The organism is Mesorhizobium sp. B2-4-17, assembly GCF_006441275.1.
Lineage (GTDB): Bacteria > Pseudomonadota > Alphaproteobacteria > Rhizobiales > Rhizobiaceae > Mesorhizobium.
Genome location: NZ_VFUX01000035.1, coordinates 49,733 through 68,851, shown reverse-complemented (window position 1 = coordinate 68,851; position 19,119 = coordinate 49,733). Strand labels below are relative to the sequence as shown.

Genomic DNA, 19,119 nt, shown 5'->3' with positions numbered 1-19,119 from the left:
AGATGATACGAAGGATATGGGTTGGCTAACCATCCGTTAAACCCCTGATTATCATTTGTAATCCCACACCCTCCGCGTTCAGTTCGAATGCCTAGCGGGCCGGCGCAGAGGCAGTGCACCGCGCAGTTCCGCCGTTGGAGATGTCCGTTGTCTTATCGTGGCCGGCTGAAGGGCAGGACAGTTGCGACCATTGTCCACCGGGACGCTCGACCGCCCACAAGGCCAACGAAACTTCCTAGTTGGTCTTCAAGCGTCCAACCCGGTTTTCGGCAATCCAGCGCGCCGCGAGCACCAGCGCACCCATGCTGAAATCCTTGCCGTGCTTGGCGACCATTTCTTCCGACAGTTTTGCCAGCTGTTCGAAAAACGCGTCCTTGCTCTTCTCCTCGGCGCTCAGTTCAGCCTGCATCATATCCTCCTGTCTTGCGCGGATCCGCGTCCGCTATTTGAACATCTGTGCCGGGAAGGTGACGATCGCAGCGGTGCCGTCGACCGCGCCAACCGCCAAATGCCGACCGTCACCCGACCAGGCGAGCGCGCTGATCGCACTGCCCAATGGCCTGACGAGAAGCTCGTCGCGTCCGCCGATCTGGGCGACAGCGATGCGGCCATTGGCGTAGCCGGCTGCGATCAGCTTCTTCTCAGGGTGCGCCGCCACCGCTTCCACCAGAACCAGCCCGGCGCGGCCTGTTTCAAGAGCCCCGGAGGTTTCGCCGTCAATGGGCGGGGCGGTCATTGACCAGCCGGCGATCCGGAACGCGCCCGACGCGAAAAGCGCATTGCCCGGCCGGCTCCAGCACATCGTGCGGACCGGCGATGGAAACCCCGCGACAATGCCGGAGCGGCCATCGGCCAGGTTGACAAGGGCAAAGCCACCCGTTTCGAGCCCGCAGGCCAGCCATGTGCCGTCGACGCTCCAGCGGATGGATACCGGTCGGGCTGGAAGAGACGATTCGCGGATCAGGACGGCGTCTCCCTCAACCGCCCAGATCGACAATCCGTCATCGAGACCGCAGGCGAGGCGCCGTCCGCCAGGCGAGAAGGCAAGTGCACTTGCGGGCGATGTCGTCGCGTTCTTTAGCGGCACGGCATTGTCTTGGCTGCGCGACAGGAACACATCGTGCCCATTGCTGGCAGCCGTCATATCAGTCCTGGCGCTATGGTCGAGGGCGACAATCGGTCCGTTCACCCTGATCGGCAGGGCGGCGACGTCGCCGCTGGCGCTGAGATGTTGCACTTCGCCACTGGCCGCGCCGGCCAGGAAACCGGAATGCCCATAGGCAATGATCGGCACATCGCCATCGCCAAACGCGGCCGACGCGATCAACGGCACCGACGGCTTTTCGCGCGGCCGGATTGTCGTCTGCCCGAGGTCGCCGCTCACTCGCATCCGCGATTCCGGCGGCTCCTGATCGGTAACCGCGGCGATGGCTACGGTTCCGTCCACGGAACTGAAGGCGACTGCTGAGCCATCGGCGCTGAAGCAAAGATCGGCGATAGCCGACGGACGTCGCCAGCTGCGCGCTAGAAGATCGAACAAGGTCAGGTTCTGCATCGTCTGCTGGTTCACAGTGTCACTCCCATCACTCCTTGTTCGCCATCGCGGCAAGCCGACGATCGACATCGTCGACATCGCCTTCGGCGGCCACGATGCGCTCCTCGCAAGCCGCACATGCCTGCATGATCGCCGCCGCGCTCTGCTCAGTCTCATGCAAATCCCGCACCAGTTGCTCGCTGGCGCCGCTTCTGCCGATCTCCAACTCGAGGCGCAGCACCTCCATTTCGATGCCGGCGCGTTTCTGGTTGAGCCGCAGTGCTTCCGCTGTGAGGATGGAAACGCCGGCGACAAGATCGAGCCGGCGAGCGAGCAGCGCGTCACGCGCAGCGGTTTCGGATCCGCTCATTTCTCCCTCCCAGCCATCGGCCCGAGCGGCTTTTCGAAGGCCGACAGCAATCTGGGCAGCGTGCCGGCCTGCGACTGGAACTGCTTTTCGGCCGTCTCGATGTGGCTCTTGAGCTGGTCCCAGATGTCGACGCGGATCATCGATGTCGTGTCGCCGGTCAAGCGCTCGATCTCCTCGACACGGAACTGGCGCGTCAGTGAAACGCCGGAAAACACGAAGTCGCGCAACAGGATCGCGTGGCTCTCGATGAACAGATGGATCATCGGATGCGTTTCCGTGGTCACGCCGCCGGCTGCGAGCTCGCCCCTGATGAAGTCCTGGAAATGGCTCTGCAGGCGGTGCTGACTCTCGCCCATGAAGCGCATGACGAAGACGAGGTCGCGCGGCATGAGCCTGACAAGATCGCCGGTGACGCCGTCGGCCTGACTGGACATCGGCGCCGATGGCCCCTGGCTGTCTTTACCGTTCGCCATGATCTTTCTCCAGCGCCAGGACATCACCGGCCGCCGTCTCCAAGTAGTATAGAAAAATGACAAGTTAAATAGCTTGAGGTGAAATTTGATGTTTGCTGCGATTGCTAACTGAATATCTCGCATATGCGAAATAACACTAAATATTACATGCGTAAGTTACATCTGTAAAATAAGGTTACAGTTTGCACCTTGCCCATGTGCGCAAAGAGCGGGAATTTTGTTGTGAGTGCCAGCTATGGGCACTGTCGCCAAACTGGCACGACGTTTGCTTTGTCTCTTGCACAAGAAGCCCACCGCGCTTTGACGCCGGGCCAAAAGAACGAAGGACCGGAGGAAGCAGGACATCGGCTTCGATACGCCATCGCAGATGCGATCGGCGTCTCGCAGCTCACGCCAGACGCCTCGAACACCTTTGCCCGATCCACTTGAACGGCCCGACCTTGTCGAGCGCGTTGCCGCGCAACCCCTTGTCATGCCGTTCGCACTCTCACTGGCGGTGCTTTTGTGCCGCTTCATGCCGGGGTCAAGGGACCCGCGGCTCAAACCTGGTGGAGGCTTATGAGATGACGTCTCTGACGCTCAACAAGATTACCTCGCAGCGCGGAATCTCCGTGGGCGAGGCGACCAAGAAGATTGCCGACCTCGGCTGGAATCCTTCCTACGTGCAGGAAGCGATGACGTTTCCGACCGACTACAAGATCAACAAGACGCCGCGCGACCCGATGAAACAGGTTTTGCGGTCCTATTTCCCGATGCAGGAAGAAAAGGACAATCGCGTCTATGGCGCGCTCGACGCGGCATTGCGCGGCGACATGTTCCGCAACGTCGAACCGCGCTGGGTCGAGTGGATGAAGCTCTTCCTGGCCATCATTCCCTTCCCCGAAATCTCCGCCGCCCGCTCGATGGCGATGGTTGCCCGCATCGCGCCCGGTGAGGAACTCAGAACCGGCTTCACCATGCAGATGATCGACGAGTTCCGTCACTCGACGATCCAGATGAATTTGAAGAAATGGTACATGGAGAATTACATCGACCCGGCCGGCTTCGACATCACCGAGGAAGCCTTCGGAAAGTGCTACGCCACCACCATCGGCCGGCAGTTCGCCGAAGGCTTCATCACCGGCGACACGATGACCGCCGCCTGCATGTACCTGACCGTGGTGGCCGAGACCGCCTTCACCAACACACTGTTCGTCGCCATGCCTTCGGAGGCCGCCCGCAACGGCGACTATGCGCTGCCGACCGTCTTCCTGTCGGTGCAGTCGGACGAGAGCCGGCACATCGGCAATGGCCATTCGCTGCTGATGGCAGCGCTCAAGGAGCCGGAGAACCATCTGCTGCTTGAACGCGACCTGCGCTACGCCTTCTGGCAGAACCACGCGATCGTCGATGCGGCAATCGGCACTTTCATCGAATACGGCACCACCAATCGCGACAAGAACAAGGAGTCCTACGCGGAAATGTGGCACCGCTGGATCTATGAGGACTACTATCGCACCTACATGCTGCCGCTCGAGAAATACGGCATCAAGGTCCATCACGACGACGTCCAGGCGGCTTGGGAGCGCATCACCAAGAAGAACTACGTCCACAAGGTCGGGCAGTTCTTCGCGGTCGGCTGGCCGGTCAATTTCTGGCGCATCGAGGCCCAGACGGACAAGGACTTCGAGTGGTTCGAGCACAAGTATCCGGGCTGGTACGCCGAATTCGGCGACTTCTGGAAATGGTACGCCAAGCTCAGCCACAAGGGCGAGAAGGTGCTGCTGTTCAACAGCGATGTCGGCTACGTCTATCCGCACCGCTGCTGGTCTTGCCTCGTCCCCTGCCTGATCCGCGAGGACATGGTGGTCGGCGAGATCAACGGCGAACTCTACACATTCGCTCACGAGCTCGACCGCTGGACCACGATGGTCGCCTTCAACGACGAGTATGAGGGCCGTCCGACGCCCGCGATGGGCCGTTTCAGCGGCAAGCGCGAGTGGGAGACGCTCTATGACGGCTGGGACCTGGCTGATGCCATCAAGGACCTGAACTTCGTCCGCTCCGACGGCAAGACGCTGGTTCCGCAACCGCATCTGCGCTTCGACGACAAGGAGATGTGGACGCTTGACGATGTGCGTGGCAACACGCTCGGATCGCCGCTCAACGCGCTGCGTGCCATGTCGCCCGCGGACCGTGAGAAGCATCTGGCCGAATACCGGGCCGGCTTCACCATCAATCCTTGCAACTGATCAGGCCAGGGGGCGGGTTCGTCCCGCCCCTTGCCTTCACTGGAGGTCCGTATGTCGGAAACCCACACGGTCAGGCTCAGCCCAGTCGGTGTCGAGTTCGATGTCGAGAATGGCGAAACGGTGCTCAACGCCGCGTTTCGTCAGGGCATCGCGCTGCCGCACGGCTGCAAGGAGGGGCAGTGCTCGGCCTGCAAAAGCGTGCTGCTCGAAGGCGAAGTCGACATGCTGAAATACTCGACCTTCGCGCTGAACGACATGGAGAAGGAAAACGGGCACGTCCTGTTGTGCCGTTGCATCGCCTACTCCGACCTGGAAGTCGAGCTTCTCAACTACGACGAGGAGATTCTGGCGAAGGCGATCGCCGTTAAAACATACAAGGGCCGGATTGCTCGCATCGAGCAGCTGACCCACGACATTCGCGGCATCGAGATCGAACTCGGCTCGCCGATGAAGTTTTGGGCGGGGCAATATGTCGACATCACGGTTACCACGCAAAAAGGGGAGACGATTACGCGCTCGTTCTCCATGGCAAATACGCCGGACCAAACCCAAAAACTCTCCTTCATCATCAAAAAATACCCCGAAGGAAAGTTCTCGGGAGAACTCGATTCCGGAGGCATCAGGGCCGGAGCCGAAGTCACCGTCGTCGGACCCTACGGAACCTGCTTCCGCCGCGACGAACGGCAAGGACCGCTAATCCTGGTCGGCGCCGGTTCGGGCATGTCGCCGATCTGGTCGATCCTCAACGACCACCTGAAGAGCGGCGAGAAACGTCCGGTCTATTTCTTCTACGGCGCCCGCACCCGCAACGACCTGTTCTATCTCGACAGGATCGCCGAGTTGGTCGGTAATCATTCCGACGTCACCTTCATTCCCGTGCTGTCGCACGCCAATGACGACGCCGAATGGCAAGGCGAGCGTGGCTTCGTGCACCAGAGTGTCGATGCCAAGCTCAAGCAATTGGCGGTCGACGGGCAGGGCGATGTCCATGCCTGTGGCCCGCCGCCGATGATCGATGCGCTGCAGCCGGTGCTGTTCATGAACGGCTTCGAGACCGAGCGGATCTTCTTCGACAAATTCACCACATCGGCAGGCGCAACGCCGGCCCATTGAGGGCGGTCGTGCCAAGCCAACCACAACTGCAACAAGGGAGAGAGACTATGCCTGCAACCTCGAGTTCAGTCGGTTCCGGTGCCGCTGGTGCCGCGATCTTCGCCGACTCCGACAGCCGGAAATACCGGTACTTCGAGCCGAAAGGCCAGCGTGCCACACACTACGAAGACATGACGGTCGACGTTCAGCCCGATCCGGAACGCTACCTGATCCAGGACTGGATCATCTCCTTCGCCGACGGCAAGGGCGCCTATGTCAAGCAGAACACCGCCGCCCAGAGCTCCAACTGGCATGCCTTCCGCGCCCCCGACCAGGAGTGGGAGCGCACGCACTACCAGCGCCAGTCGAAGATCGAGACGATGGTGCAAAGCGTCATCAACAATGCCCGCAAGTCGGGTGCGCCGAAGACCTTCGACAAGGCCTGGGTCAAGATCCTGCAGACGCAGCTCGGCGCCTGGAAACATGCCGAATTCGGGCTCGGCACCTCGCTGATGCAGGCGCAGCGTTACGGCTACACCCAGATGATCAACAACGCGACGCTGACCAACTCGTCATACAAGCTGCGGCTTGCCCAGGACATCACGCTCTACCTTGCCGAGATCGGCATGGACCTGCCGGGCTGGGACGACGAACTCGGCAAGAAGACCTGGCTCGAGGACAAGAACTGGCAGGGCACGCGCGAAGCGGTCGAGACCATCATGGGCGCGACCGATTATCTCGAGCAGTATTTCGCCATCAACATCGTCTTCGAGCCGCTGGTCGGCGAGGTGTTCCGCTCCGGTTTCCTGATGCAGATCGCCGCCGCCAACCACGACTTCATCACGCCTGCGGTGATCTCGGCGGCCGAGGCGGACTACGAGCGCAACCTCGCCAACACGATCGACCTGATTCACATGCTCGCCAACGACGAGAAATACGGCGCGGCGAACAAGAAGCTCTTCCAGGGCTGGGTCAAGAAGCACGGCGCACTCGCCGACAAGGCAGCCACCGGCCTGCAGCCGATCTGGTCGATGCCGCATTCCAAGCCCGTCGCATTCGTCGATGTCCGTGCCAAATCCGAGGAACGGATTGGCCAGATCCTTGGCGAACTCGGCCTCAAGCGCTGAAACAGGAGAAAATCGTCATGTCACTATCTGCACGCGACGCAACGCATTCCAACATCTTCAAGGCGATGAAGGATATCACCTTCGAGCAGACGATTTCGCATCAGTGCGGCGTCACCATGAACGACTCGGTCGAGGCACGCGCCATCGCCGAATTCATGGGGCAGAAGCCTGGGGTGACCATCACCTACCAGCCGGCACTGATCCGCATCGACGGCGACGGCAAGCTGATCTTCAAGATGGACGCGATCGGCGAATATCTCGGCCGTGAGATGTCGGCCGAGACCTTCGAGGTCAACACCTCCACCCATTACGGCCGCATGGTTCGCGTCGACGACAACACCGTGATCCTGTTCGGCAACATGGACGAGATGTTTGAATACATCGAATAGCCACCGAAAAAATCTGGCGCGCCGCTGGGTGCGGCGCGCCGAACCGTTCAACGCGATTTGCTGCGGAGGCAACAATGTACAGAACACCGGAAGGCAAGGACATTTTCGTGGTCGACGGCCACACCCATTTCTGGGACGGCAGCCCGGAGAACCAGAAGAACATCCACGGCAAGCAGTTCATCGAGTGCTTCTATGCCTACCACACGGGCTTGAGCCCCAAGGAACAGCTGTGGGAGAAGAGCAAGTTCGAGAAATACAGCGCCGACGATCTCTATCGCGACCTGTTCATCGACGGTCCCGACGATATGGCGATCGTCCAGTCGACCTATCTCAAGGATTTCTACAAGAACGGCTTCAACACGATCGAGCGCAATGCCGAGGTGGCCAAGCGCTACCCCGAGCGTTTCATCGTCAACGGCGCCTTCGACCCGCGCGATGGCGAGAAGGCGCTGGAGTACATCCACTTCCTCAAGGAGACCTATAACGTCAAGGGCGTGAAGATGTACACGGCCGAGTGGAACGGCGCCTCCAAAGGCTGGAAGCTCACCGATCCCGATGCCTACAAATGCTTCGAACTCTGCGACAAGCTCGGCATCCGCAACATTCACGTCCACAAGGGACCGACGATCATTCCACTTTCGAAGGACGCCTTCGACGTGCATGACGTTGACCACGCGGCGACGGATTTCCAGGGCCTCAACTGGATCGTCGAGCATTGTGGCCTGCCGCGTCTCGACGATTTCTGCTGGATCGCCACGCAGGAAACCAACGTCTATGGCGGCTTGGCGGTGGCACTGCCCTTCATCCACGCACGCCCGCGCTATTTCGGCGAGGTCATCGCCGAGCTTCTGTTCTGGCTCGGGCCGGAGAAGATCCTGTTCGGCTCCGACTATGCGATCTGGACGCCGCGCTGGCTGGTCGAGAAATTCTGGGCCTACCAGATCCCGCAGGATATCGCCGCCGAACGGGGTGTGCAACTGACCGACGAGATCAAGGAGAAGATCCTCGGCCTCAACGCCGCGCGTCTCTACGACATCGACGTCGAAGCCAAGAAGAAGGCGCTCGCCAGTTCGCCCTTCAGCATCGCGGCGGAGTAAGGGCCATGGCAACCGCCAGCATTTCCGGCGACTGCCAGAAGGAACTCTGGCGGCGCCTGGGTGAGGTCAACGACCCGGAACTCGACGAACCCATCACCGAGATGGGTTTCGTCGAGCGAGCGGAGGTGAAGGGCGATCGCAGCGTGGAGATAGATTTTCGGCTGCCGACCTACTGGTGCTCGCCCAACTTCGCGTTCCTGATGCTGGACGGTGTGCGCAAGGCACTCGACCAGCTTTCCTGGTCACCGGGCTATCGCGTCAAGCTGCACGATCACATGTTCGCCGAAGAGATCAATCGCGGTATGGAGGCCGGCAAGGCGTTCGGCGACATCTTCGCCGTGCTTGCCGAGGATCAGGATCTCGGCGCCTTGCGCGAAACCTTCGCGATGAAGGCCTTCAAGCGGCGACAGGAGGCACCTCTGCGCGGCCTCAAGGCGCATGGTCTTACCGATCGCGAAATCCTCGGCATGGGCCTGCCGGCATATGACGTCGCGCGTTTCGAGCCGGGCGAGGCAGCCAAACAGAAGCCGAGATACCGGGCGGCCCTGCTTGAGCGTTTTCCCGGCCGCAGGGCTGACGAACCCGCCTTCGTGACCTGGGAAGGGCAACCCATACCGCCTGCCGCCCTCACAGCCTACCTCGCCGAGTTGCGCGGTGTGCGCATCAACATGGAGTTCAACGGCGCGCTGTGCCGGGGACTCAAGCAGACCAGATACAAGGAACTGGATGTGGTCGACGGCGAACCGACGTTGGTCGATTTCATCATGGATCGCGTGCCGGTGCGAGTTGCACCAACCGCCTGAAGCAGAGCCGACAGCAACGGCCTCCCTTGCACGAGGCCCCTAACCAACAACCCGCCCGTAAGGCGGAAGGAGGAACCATGCCCAAGATAATGCTTCATAATTCCGAAGCTCGCCGCGCTCTCGCCCGCGGCGTCTTCCGGCTCGCCGCCGCCGTCGAGCCGACGCTCGGCCCTAAAGGCATGAATGCCATGATCGACCGGCCGATCGGCACGCCGATGGTGACCCGCGACGGTGTCAGCATCGCCTCCGAGATCGAGTTGCACGACCGTTTCGAAAACATGGGCGCGCAAGTCGTCCGCGAAGTATCGATGCAGACCAACGAGGTCGCCGGCGATGGCACCACGACAGCCATCGTGCTCGCCAATGCGCTGATCCAGGGCGGCGTCGAAGCGAACGAGCGCGGGGTGAAATCCGTCGATCTGTGCAAGGGCATCGACCTTGCCGTGGCGGCGGTGGTGGCCGCGCTCAAGACTTCCGCCAAACCCGCCAAGGGCAACGGCATCCTGGCGTCGGTCGCCAACATTGCGGCGACCAACGCCAAACTTGGCGCCCTGGTGGCGGAGGCGCATCAGCGGGTGGGTGCCGAAGGCGTCATCACCACCGATTTCAGCGTCACCACCGAGACCACGCTCGACGTCGTCGAGGGCATGTCCTTCGAACGCGGCTATCTCTCGCATCATATGGTGACCGACCAGGAGAAGATGGAGGCGGTTCTCGAACGGCCCTACATCCTAATGACTGACCTCAAGATCAAGGAGCCGGGACAGCTCGATGCGGTTCGCCGCATTGCCGACGAGAATGGCCGGCCATTGCTGATCGTATCCGAGGAGATGTCGCCGGAAGTGGTGGTGACGCTGCTCGGCAAGCAAGGGCCGGGAAAATACCTCGTCGTCCATCCGCCGGAATATGGCCATTGGCGCAAGGCGATGATGGAGGATCTGGCCATCATCACCGGCGGCAAGGTGATCGCGCGCGATCTCGGCGGCCGACTGGAAGACATCACCGCCGAGGATCTCGGCACGGCCGACCGGGTGAAAACCAGTTCGTCCTACACCTCGATCATTCGCGGCGGCGGCGATCATGCCGCAATCGTGTCGCGCCGCGCCCAGGTGCAGCGGCAGTACGAAGCTTCGCCGCCGAATATCGACCAGGACAAGCTGCGCGAACGCCTGGCCAAGCTCTCCGGCGGCACAGCAATCCTCTATGCCGGTGGGGTCACGCCGGTCGAGCAGAAGCGAACCATTCAGCTCATCGAGGATTCGCTGAATGCGGTGCGCGCCGCGTCCGAAGAGGGCGTGGTCGCCGGCGGCGGCTCGGCACTCGCCCAGATCGCGCCGCTGCTCGACAAGGTGGCGGCCGGGGTGGACGGCGATACCGCCGAAGGCGTGCGCCTGGTGCGCTCGGTTCTGTCGCGGCCGCTGTGGCGCATTGCCGCCAATGCCGGCGCCGATCCCGAAGCCGTCGTCGCCGAGGTGACGCGGATCAATGGCGGCTACGGCTATAACGCATCCGCCGGCAGCTACCAGAACATGTTCGAGGCAGGGATTATCGATCCCGTCCGCGTCACCTACACCGCGCTCGCCAATGCGGCTTCGGTGGCGACGCTGATCCTGACCACCGAAACGCTGATCGGCGATCTTGCCGAGGATGAGGATCCGACCGCAGGCCCTGCGCGGGGCGGCGGTTCCGAAAAGCTCGGCCGCGCTTGACCATTCCAGACAAACTCGACGCTGAGAGGACAAGACGATGAAAGCTGCCAGGCTGTACGAATACGACCCGAAGGTGAATGTTCAGCTCAAGATCGAGGAGGTCAAGGCGCCGACGATCACCGCGCCGGACGAGGTGATCGTGCGGGTGGGTGCCGCCGGCCTCTGCCGCACCGATCTGCACATCATCGAAGGCGTGTGGAAGCCGACCATGGATCCCGAGGGCACGCTCTTGCCCTACATCATGGGTCACGAAAATGCGGGATGGGTCGAGGAGGTCGGCAGCGGTGTAAAATCGGTCAAGCGCGGCGATGCGGTTATCTGCCATCCGTTCCGCTCATGCGGCATCTGCCTCAATTGCCGCCATGGCGAGGACATGTACTGCGACAACGGCCAATTTCCCGGCCTTGGCATGAATGGCGGCTTCGCCGAGTATTTCATCACCAGCGAACGTTCGCTGATCAAGCTGAACGCCAATGTCACGCCGATCGAAGTGGCGCCGCTGGCCGATGCCGGCATCACCGCCTACCGCGCCGCCAAGCGCGCCGCCAAACTGCTGCGACCAGGAAGCTACTGCGTGCTGCTCGGCATCGGCGGGCTCGGCCATATCGCGCTGCAATCGCTGCACGCGATCTCGGGTTGCCGGATCATCGCCGTCGATCGCGAGCCGGCTGCGCGGGTTCTGGCCAAGGATCTGGGTGCCGACTTCATCCTTGATGGCGGGCCAAACGTCGTCGAGGAGGTCAGCCAGATCACCGGCGGCGGCGCCCATGTGGTCATCGACTTCGTCGGCGAACTCGGCGTCGAGAACATCTGCTGGAAGATGGTGCGCAAGGGCGGGCAACTGTTCGTCGTCGGCTATGGCGGCAACATAAACGTGCCGACCGCGCATCTGGTCATCGAGGAGATCAACATCGGCGGCAGCCTGGTCGGCAATTTCACCGAGCTGGTCGAACTGATGGAACTCAACGCCGACGGCAAGGTGAAGATGCACTACACCGAGTACAATCTTGCCAGCATCAACACCGCGCTCGACGATTTCAAGAACCGGCGGTTCACCGGCCGCGGCGTCATCGTTCCCTGACGCTCGGCCGGAATGCAGGCGTAGGCCGGTCGCCAGTCCGATCCATCGGCTGCAATTCCCCAACCCCATGGCGCGAATGCCGTGGGGGTCTTTTTTGCTGCGTGTCAGAGGAACCCGCGCCGGATGCCGTACTGGCCGAGCTTGCGATAGAGCGTCGGCCGGGAAACCCCAAGCCGCAGCGCAACCTTGCTGAGATTGCCGCCCTCCGCGGCAAGCGCGTTCTTGATCGCCTGGCGTTCCGCATCCTCAAACGAGCACACCGGCGCTTCGAGCGTGGCCGTGGGATGGTCCCCGAGCCTGGCCATGCTGTTTCGATCGCCCGAGCCGATTTCCCCGGGAAGGTCTTGCAGGTCGATCGCACTGTCGCGCGCCAGAATATGCAGGCGCTCGACCAGGTTCTTCAGTTCGCGCACATTGCCCGGCCAGCGATAGGCCAGAAGCGCGTCGAGCGCGTCGTTTGAAAACTCCAGCGGATCATTGCCTGCCAGCTTTGCGATCTGCCTGTTGAAGTGCTCGATCAAAAGCAGGACGTCCTCGCCACGCTCGCGCAACGCCGGGACGTGGATGGAGACCGCGCCGATGCGGTAGTAGAGGTCGCTGCGGAAGCGCCCGGCAGCCACTTCCTGCTTGAGGTCGCGGTTGGTCGAGGCGACCAGCCGCACATCCACCGGCCGGCCCTTCGAATCGCCGATGCGATGCACCACGCGCTCTTCCAGGACACGCAGTAGGAACGGCTGGATTTCGAGCGGTAGCTCGCCGATCTCGTCGAGGCTGAGCACGCCGCCATTGGCGAGTTCGAAGATGCCCGGCTTGCCGTCGCGCGAAGCGCCGGTAAACGCGCCCGCCACGTGACCGAACAATTCGCTGCCGAACAGTTCCTTGGTGATCGCCCCGCAATTCATGGCGATGAACGGATCGTTTTCCGAGCGCCGGCTGCCGGCATGGACAAGCCGCGCGAACAGCTCCTTTCCGACACCCGTTTCGCCTTCTATCAGCAGCGAGGTGACGCCGTTCGATCTTGCGACGCGGGAGGCGACATCGATGGCGGCAAGCAGCTTCTCGCTCTCGCCGACAATCATCGCAGCCGCCGTCTGCAGCTGCTTGTTCGCCTGTCGGTCGATCACGGTCACGCTGGAGACGACCGGCACCGAAGGGAAAACCAGCGCCGCGCCCCGAAGGTCACCGTCGAGCTTCAGCGGCGTGACATGGCAGGATCGCAGATGCGCCGGCAGCGCATTGGCGAGATCGGTCTCCGAGCCGGAGGCCGGCAGGTTCATCAGCCAGCGGCCGCGGCCCGGTTCCATCGGGCCGTCCATCATCTCCGTCGTGTCGCCGTTGGGCACGTTGTTGCAGAAGATCGCGCGGCCGCGATGATCGACGATCACCAGCCCATCCTTGCGGCGATAACTGGGGGCCGACGAGATGAAGGCCTCGAGCAAGCGCGTGCGCTGCTCCTGCTGCTGTTCGGCCAGCGCCTTTTCGATCTGCCTGGCGGTGGCGGCGACGAGTGCTGTGTTGTGCGGCCGAAAAATCGGCGAATAACCGGACAGGTCGACCACGCCGACGATCTTGCCGTCCAGCGGATCGCGGATTGGCGCACCGGCGCAGGTCCAGGATTTGATGCCGGCGCAGAAATGTTCGGCCGCATGGACGAAGATCGGTTCGCCGGTCCACAGCGCGGTACCGATGCCATTGGTGCCGACGGCGTCCTCGTTCCATTTGCCGCCGATGCCCAGATGAATGTCCATGCCGTCATGCAAGGTCTTCTTGTCGCCGATGGCGTCGATCAGCACGCCGTCGCTGTCGGCGAGCACCAGCATCGCTCCCGTCCCCTCCAGCAACTGGCCAAGGGACGCGAACGATCGCCGTGCTGCCGAAAGCAGCTCGGCGTTGGCGCGGGTCAGGTATTCTATCTCGTCACGGTCACTGCTCAGCGGCGCTTCGATGCCTTGCGCATTGATGCCGCCGGTGGCGCTGCGATACCAGGAATCGTGGATCAGCGAGCGAACGTGGACCGGATCGCGTGCGCTTGTCGGCTCGTCGGAAAGAAAACTCTCCCACGCACGCATGGTGGCGCGCTCATCATAGTCGATCTTGTCCAGAACCAGTTGCCCGGTGGCGATCGACGCACGCGCCGGAAGAGCACCGGGTTTCATAGGATTGGGGCCGCTCGCGTGTTTCATTCAGTCATCACAGTACCTTTGAGGTATGCCATTTCTGTATGCTGTCGCGGATCGGACGTGCACAGCCACGCCGGATATCAGTCCTCAGTCGATGCCTAGTCTCGCCCCGATGTCGGCAGCAAGCTGCTCTTCGCTGTAAGCCGCCGTCAGCCGCGATCCATCCAGCCCGGCAAGCGCCTCGGCGATAGTGTCGTCGACCGGTGAGAAAAAGCCGTTCTTCTTCGTAGCCAGCACGAAGGTCTGGTCTCCGTTGCGGTTGCGGACATCGCCGATATGATGAAGTTGGCGGCCGGTATTCTGATCCTTTGAGATCACCCGGCCATTCATCGTCACCTGGATGGACGGCTTGGCGTCAGTCGCGGTTGTCGTGCTGCCGCCGACATGGATGATCAGGCCTTCCGCCTTGGGTTGCTGGCGCGGCTGCCTGGACGCCGAATAACCACCACCGCTGATCTGGTCGGCGAGGCGAACGATGGTCGAGCGGTTCTGCTCGATCAGCCGCTTGACCTGAACATCCTCGCGTCGCGGGCCGTCCCGCTTTGAGATGATCTCGACCATGAATCCTCCCAGATTCGTCGGCAGTGCCGTGGACGCGGCGAATTCTTCTTCCTTACAGCGAACCCTACACTGACGCAGCCAGCTTCGCCATTCACACATTAGATAGCAACGAAATTCGGCTGGTTGGTAGCAGGTGGCTGCTACAGTCCCGCCCCCAAGCCGCGCAGATCAAACTGGATCACAACGCGATGCTGCGTTCGACTATCGAATATTCATGCGCACATTGGCTAGAGAAGACCAAACTGCGAGTGCCGCCTGTTTGCCATACAATCATCAGGAAGCCGTTGAGGAACCCTCGCAGGCGGCTGAGCTCGCGATCACGAAGGGCGAGATCGAGGCGGCCGGCCGCAAGGCCTATGTCTACACGATGGACGTCAGCAAGAAGAAGGACATCGAAGCGACCGCGCAGGCGCTGCTCAAGGCCGCGGGCAGCATCGACGTGCTGGTCAACAATGCCGGCATTCTGAAACCCAGTTTGCTGCAGGATCTCGACGAGGCCAACTGGGACGCGCATTTCGACGTCAATGCCAAGGGCGTGCTGATGATGTGCCAGGCGGTGTTGCCGCACATGCGCGCCAAAAAATCGGGAAGGGTGGTCAACATCGCCTCGATCGCAGGCCGGCAGGGCGTGCCCACACAGGGCCATTATGCCGCGACGAAGGCGGTCGTGATCACGCTGACCAGGGTGCTGGCGCAGGAGGTCGGCATGGACGGCGTCACCGTCAACGCAATCTGTCCCGGCATCATCCTGACCGAGATGGGCAAGAACAATCTGGGCAGCGAAGCGGCGATCCGCCATTGGGAAGATGTCGCGGCACTCAAGCGCCTTGGCGCGCCGGAGGATGTCGTTGGCCCGGTGCTTTTCTTCGCCTCGGACCTATCGGCATTCGTCACGGGGCAGGCGCTCAACGTCGACGGCGGCATCTACTATCACTGACGATCAGCTTCAGCGGCACGGCAGCTGCGCCTTCTTTGCCGAGCGTGGGACCATTGAAGTCCCCACCCGTTCAAGCGCCTCGCTGAAGTCAGCAGGGTATCGTGGCGCCGGCAATGCAGAAAATGCTCGCGGCGAGACCGCGGGGCAGCTGGCGCCAAACTCGTCAAAGTCGCTTTGGAGCAGGTGAGGGCTCTGAAGCAGCTAATTAGAAGCGTAGCTCAGCGGTTCAGATCATCGGCGTTGGCAGCGAAATTTCATCGCTGCCAGATACTGGAGTAATGGTACTATTTGGAGAGCGGGTGAGATTTAGAGAGCGGGTGAGATGCGTTTTGAAGACAAGGTCGTAATCGTCACTGGAGGCAATTCGGGAATTGGACGTGGAATAGCGCGGTACTTCGCCAAGGAAGGCGCCAGACTTGCTCTTGTCGGTCGCGACATTGCCAAGGGCTCGGAAGTGGAGGCGGAAATTGTTGCCGCAGGGGGAAGAGCCACTTTTTTCCAGTGTGATCTTGCAAGCGAAACGGCGGTCGAGGCGCTGGTGAGGACGGTTGCTCAATGGGGCAGTCTGGACGTCGTCGTCAACAATGCGGGGGTCGGCTCTCGCCGGTCAGGCATCGAAGCCAATGAATCGCCGGGCCAGCGCTGGTCGAAGTTGCGCGGCCCCAATCTCGATTCGACCTATTTCGTCTCCTCCTATGCGCTTCCGGTGATGCGCGACTGCGGCGGTGGGTCGATCGTAAACATCTCGTCGACGGCCACACTGCACGGAAACTGGGGATTGTACGGCGTTGCGAAGGCGGGGGTGGAGGCGCTCACACGCTCGCTGGCGGTCGAAGGCGCGCCATTCGGAATCCGGGCAAATTGTGTCAGCCCCGGCTGGATCGCCACAGAGCTCGATGAAAAAGAACCTGCATCGAGCACGAACTCCTCGGGCGAATGGGAAGTCCCGCCGGGTGTCTTCAACCGCATGGGTACACCCAACGAGATTGCCGCAGCGGTGGCCTTCCTCGCAAGCGAGGAAGCATCCTTCATCACCGGTCAGACGCTTGTGGTCGATGGCGGGTTGTCGATCCTTGATTACACGTCCTTGTCGCTGCTCAAGACGCGCGGCCCCGCGCTGTTTTCGGGAACGTTGGCCGATAGGTCCACCCAGCAGGAACCAAAGTGACACAATCAAGGCGCTCATCGCCGGTGCGGGTGCGAAGGATGGCTGAGTTAGAACCCTAGCACGGCAGTTCAGATCATTCGGCGTTGGCAGCGAAGTTTTCACTGGGAGCCAGGTGCGATCACTTGGCCTGCTGGCAGGTCTATTTCGAAGAGGCAAACTAAGCCTGACTGCTCAAATGAAAGCGAAACGGTGCCAGCGGATTCGGACTCGAAAATCCGCTCCAGCATCCTGGTGCCGAATCCCTTGCGCTCCGCCGGTTTTACGGGCGGACCTCCCTGCTCGCGCCATTCGACCCTAAGACGTCGAGCTCCGGCCGTATCGATCGCGACCCAGCCAATTTTGATTGTTCCGTCGGCCACCGAGAGGGCGCCATACTTGATGGCATTGGTGGTGAGTTCATGAAAAGCCAACGCCAGCGACAGGGCGAGGTTGGGCGGTAGCCATACGGATGAACCCGTAAGCTGAAACCGACCTGTAACCGCGTGCGGCGAGACCGAGGCCGTAATCACGTCCTTAAGGTCGGCACCCGTCCAGTTCTCGTGGGTCAGAATCTCGTGCGCTTTCGAAAGAGAGACGAGTCGGCTCGCGAGAGTGCGCCCGGCCTCGGGAAGGCTCGTAGCGTTTCGCAGGGTTTGACTGGCGATCGCCTGGACCACAGCAAGAGTGTTTTTGACGCGGTGGTTGAGCTCGTTCACAAGCAGCTTGCGCTGTTCCTCGCCGCGCTTGCGATCGGTTATGTCCAGGCTGATTTGCACCGCACCTATGATGTTGCCACTGGAACCGGGAATAGGGCGCGCACTCGAGAGCAGGAAGCGTTGTACGCCAGAGGGTAGGATATAGGCGAACTCCTCGTTGTCGGTCTGCTCGCCACGCATGGCCCGGCTAAGCGGCCGATCCGCTCGACTAACCTTGTGGCCGTCTTTGAGGGCGATGGTGTCGATGACCATGTCAGGAGCGCCGAAGGATCTTCGAGTATCGGTCGGCAGCCCCATCAGCTCTGCAGCAAAGCGGTTGCGAATGACCTGAAGTGCCTGCGGGTCATAGGTGAACCACACCGCGGCAGGGACCGTTTCGAGTACGGCTTCCAATTCGTGTGTTCTTTCAGCGATGGCGCGCTCTGCCCCAGTTAGAGCGTCCGCGATGGTCGCGAATTCCGAGACTGAAGTCGGCATTGGCGTGACCGGCTGACCCTTACCCATCGCCTCAGCGCGAACCTCAAGATTACGAGCAGCTCCGGCAAAGCGCTTGCCTACGACATAGGCGAGGGCAAAGGACAATAGCATCGCCAAAAAGCCAATCGCGCAGATAGCGGCGAGAGAACGCCAGAGCGGAGCCTGAACTGCGGACAGGGGTACATTGGCGGTATAAAACCAATCGGAGAGACCTGAGCGGTAGTAGCCTGCAAGCAGTGTCGTTCCCTGGTAGTTGCGCGATGTGAACGTCCCGGAACTTCCCACGATCTTCTCAAGATACTCCGGCAGCCCCGGCTTGCCGGTCATTTCGTCGTGCAACTGAGAGCGTGCCACATAGGTGCCGCTGCGATCCCCGATACCTATCGTCCAGCCTGCGGGTGCTGCAGGTATCATGACATCGCGAATCTCGCTGGTCGGAACAGTAAGGGCAAGAAGCCAGCTTTCGCCGTGCGGGCCTTGCACTGGAATAGCGACGGCAATTCGATACTCTTTCGACGTAGGGCTGGCGTAGACTCCGCTGACCAATGGCAAATGCGATTTGAGCTTGTCGAGATCGGCAGGCGACAATGGGACAGCGGGAGGGAGTCCGCTCTCATACTCGGCTTGCGTGTTGAACAACTGACCACGGTCGAGGTCCCGGAGGAGTATGATCCGATCCGTGCCTTGAATTAGACTGCGTGCCTCTCTGTGCAGAGCCTTCAGATCGCCGTTGGCCAATGCCGTTGATTTGGATAACCCCTTTATCACTGTCTGAAGGTTGACCAGTTCACCTTCGACAACAAGAGCGACCTGACGTGCTGTCTGCAGCGCGTCCTCCTTGAAGCGATCTTGTTCACGGACGGCGTACTGGACAAGGAGATAGGCCGCAAAAAGCCAGACCGGAAAAACAGCGGCGGCGATCAAACCGAGTAGGTGCAATCGAGCGGAAACGCGACGCATCTAGTCCCCTGCGGAATTTTCCTCGCACAATAGAGGCGGCGATAGGAGCTGCAAGTGGATACTCGCATACGGTCACCCAGTGGCCCAGATGTGTGACTATTGCGCCGGTGCGTCGTGGGCCTAGGGAATTCCGCGCTAAGCGCTTGAATTAGGCGCCTATCGGCGGTGGCGGCGAGACCGCGTCCTTTCGGGCCCCGACGTCTCGCCCCTGATGCAGGGCGTTGGCGTTGGGGCT

The 19,119-nt window shown here is 61.3% G+C and carries 17 protein-coding genes; 10 read left to right on the top strand and 7 right to left on the bottom strand.

Annotated features, from left to right (window positions below):
• Positions 1-235: 235 nt before the first annotated feature.
• From FJ548_RS30010 to FJ548_RS24525, 4 genes are read right to left on the bottom strand one after another with little or no spacing between them, the layout of a single operon-like run.
• Positions 236-412 carry a hypothetical protein gene (locus FJ548_RS30010; RefSeq protein WP_181168894.1) on the bottom strand — a complete coding sequence of 59 codons (177 nt, stop codon included), beginning with the start codon at positions 410-412 and terminating at the stop codon, positions 236-238.
• 30 nt (positions 413-442) lie between these two features.
• Entirely contained in the window at positions 443-1,570 is a 1,128-nt protein-coding gene (locus FJ548_RS24535; RefSeq protein ID WP_140779187.1) for a WD40 repeat domain-containing protein, read from the bottom strand.
• 13 nt (positions 1,571-1,583) lie between these two features.
• Positions 1,584-1,904, bottom strand: a complete 321-nt coding sequence (locus FJ548_RS24530) for a hypothetical protein (protein WP_140779186.1) — start codon at positions 1,902-1,904, stop codon at positions 1,584-1,586.
• On the bottom strand, positions 1,901-2,377 hold the full coding sequence (locus FJ548_RS24525) for a hypothetical protein (RefSeq protein WP_140779185.1): 477 nt from the start codon (positions 2,375-2,377) through the stop codon (positions 1,901-1,903). Before FJ548_RS24525 ends, FJ548_RS24530 begins: the two co-directional genes overlap by 4 nt.
• Positions 2,378-2,940: 563 nt before the next feature.
• On the opposite strand from FJ548_RS24525, the gene FJ548_RS24520 reads away from it, so the two are divergent.
• The 8 genes from FJ548_RS24520 (at position 2,941) to FJ548_RS24485 (ending at position 11,906) form a co-directional block, all read left to right on the top strand.
• Positions 2,941-4,608: an aromatic/alkene/methane monooxygenase hydroxylase/oxygenase subunit alpha gene (locus FJ548_RS24520; protein WP_056565045.1), complete on the top strand. Its 1,668-nt coding sequence runs from the start codon at positions 2,941-2,943 to the stop codon at positions 4,606-4,608.
• Positions 4,609-4,659: 51 nt separating this feature from the next.
• Positions 4,660-5,721, top strand: a complete 1,062-nt coding sequence (locus FJ548_RS24515) for a 2Fe-2S iron-sulfur cluster binding domain-containing protein (protein WP_140610909.1) — start codon at positions 4,660-4,662, stop codon at positions 5,719-5,721.
• Between the two features lie 47 nt (positions 5,722-5,768).
• Positions 5,769-6,827 carry an aromatic/alkene monooxygenase hydroxylase subunit beta gene (locus FJ548_RS24510; protein WP_140693307.1) on the top strand — a complete coding sequence of 353 codons (1,059 nt, stop codon included), beginning with the start codon at positions 5,769-5,771 and terminating at the stop codon, positions 6,825-6,827.
• A 17-nt stretch (positions 6,828-6,844) separates the two neighbouring features.
• Complete coding sequence (locus FJ548_RS24505) at positions 6,845-7,216, top strand: MmoB/DmpM family protein (protein WP_056565037.1); 372 nt, start codon at positions 6,845-6,847, stop codon at positions 7,214-7,216.
• Positions 7,217-7,290: 74 nt separating this feature from the next.
• The gene (locus FJ548_RS24500; protein WP_140693304.1) at positions 7,291-8,313 is read left to right on the top strand and encodes an amidohydrolase family protein; all 1,023 of its coding nucleotides are present in this window, start codon (positions 7,291-7,293) and stop codon (positions 8,311-8,313) included.
• Between the two features lie 5 nt (positions 8,314-8,318).
• Positions 8,319-9,116, top strand: coding sequence for an iron-sulfur cluster assembly protein (locus tag FJ548_RS24495; protein WP_140779183.1), 798 nt, complete (start codon positions 8,319-8,321; stop codon positions 9,114-9,116).
• A gap of 77 nt (positions 9,117-9,193) precedes the next feature.
• A complete protein-coding gene (locus FJ548_RS24490; protein WP_140693300.1) occupies positions 9,194-10,825 on the top strand; it encodes a molecular chaperone GroEL in 1,632 nt (543 codons plus the stop codon).
• 37 nt (positions 10,826-10,862) lie between these two features.
• Complete coding sequence (locus FJ548_RS24485; RefSeq protein ID WP_140693297.1) at positions 10,863-11,906, top strand: NAD(P)-dependent alcohol dehydrogenase; 1,044 nt, start codon at positions 10,863-10,865, stop codon at positions 11,904-11,906.
• 104 nt (positions 11,907-12,010) lie between these two features.
• Here the strand turns inward: FJ548_RS24485 and FJ548_RS24480 are convergent, their stop codons facing one another.
• Positions 12,011-14,089 carry a sigma-54-dependent Fis family transcriptional regulator gene (locus tag FJ548_RS24480; protein ID WP_140779182.1) on the bottom strand — a complete coding sequence of 693 codons (2,079 nt, stop codon included), beginning with the start codon at positions 14,087-14,089 and terminating at the stop codon, positions 12,011-12,013.
• An 84-nt stretch (positions 14,090-14,173) separates the two neighbouring features.
• The gene (locus FJ548_RS24475) at positions 14,174-14,647 is read right to left on the bottom strand and encodes a hypothetical protein (protein ID WP_140611905.1); all 474 of its coding nucleotides are present in this window, start codon (positions 14,645-14,647) and stop codon (positions 14,174-14,176) included.
• Between the two features lie 259 nt (positions 14,648-14,906).
• On the opposite strand from FJ548_RS24475, the gene FJ548_RS24470 reads away from it, so the two are divergent.
• Both FJ548_RS24470 and FJ548_RS24465 read left to right on the top strand, forming a co-directional pair.
• Positions 14,907-15,584, top strand: a complete 678-nt coding sequence (locus FJ548_RS24470; RefSeq protein ID WP_246678753.1) for an SDR family NAD(P)-dependent oxidoreductase — start codon at positions 14,907-14,909, stop codon at positions 15,582-15,584.
• A gap of 322 nt (positions 15,585-15,906) precedes the next feature.
• Complete coding sequence (locus FJ548_RS24465; RefSeq protein WP_140761614.1) at positions 15,907-16,752, top strand: SDR family NAD(P)-dependent oxidoreductase; 846 nt, start codon at positions 15,907-15,909, stop codon at positions 16,750-16,752.
• Positions 16,753-16,850: 98 nt separating this feature from the next.
• Here the strand turns inward: FJ548_RS24465 and FJ548_RS24460 are convergent, their stop codons facing one another.
• Complete coding sequence (locus FJ548_RS24460; protein WP_140779181.1) at positions 16,851-18,884, bottom strand: HWE histidine kinase domain-containing protein; 2,034 nt, start codon at positions 18,882-18,884, stop codon at positions 16,851-16,853.
• Between the last annotated feature and the right edge of the window lie 235 nt (positions 18,885-19,119).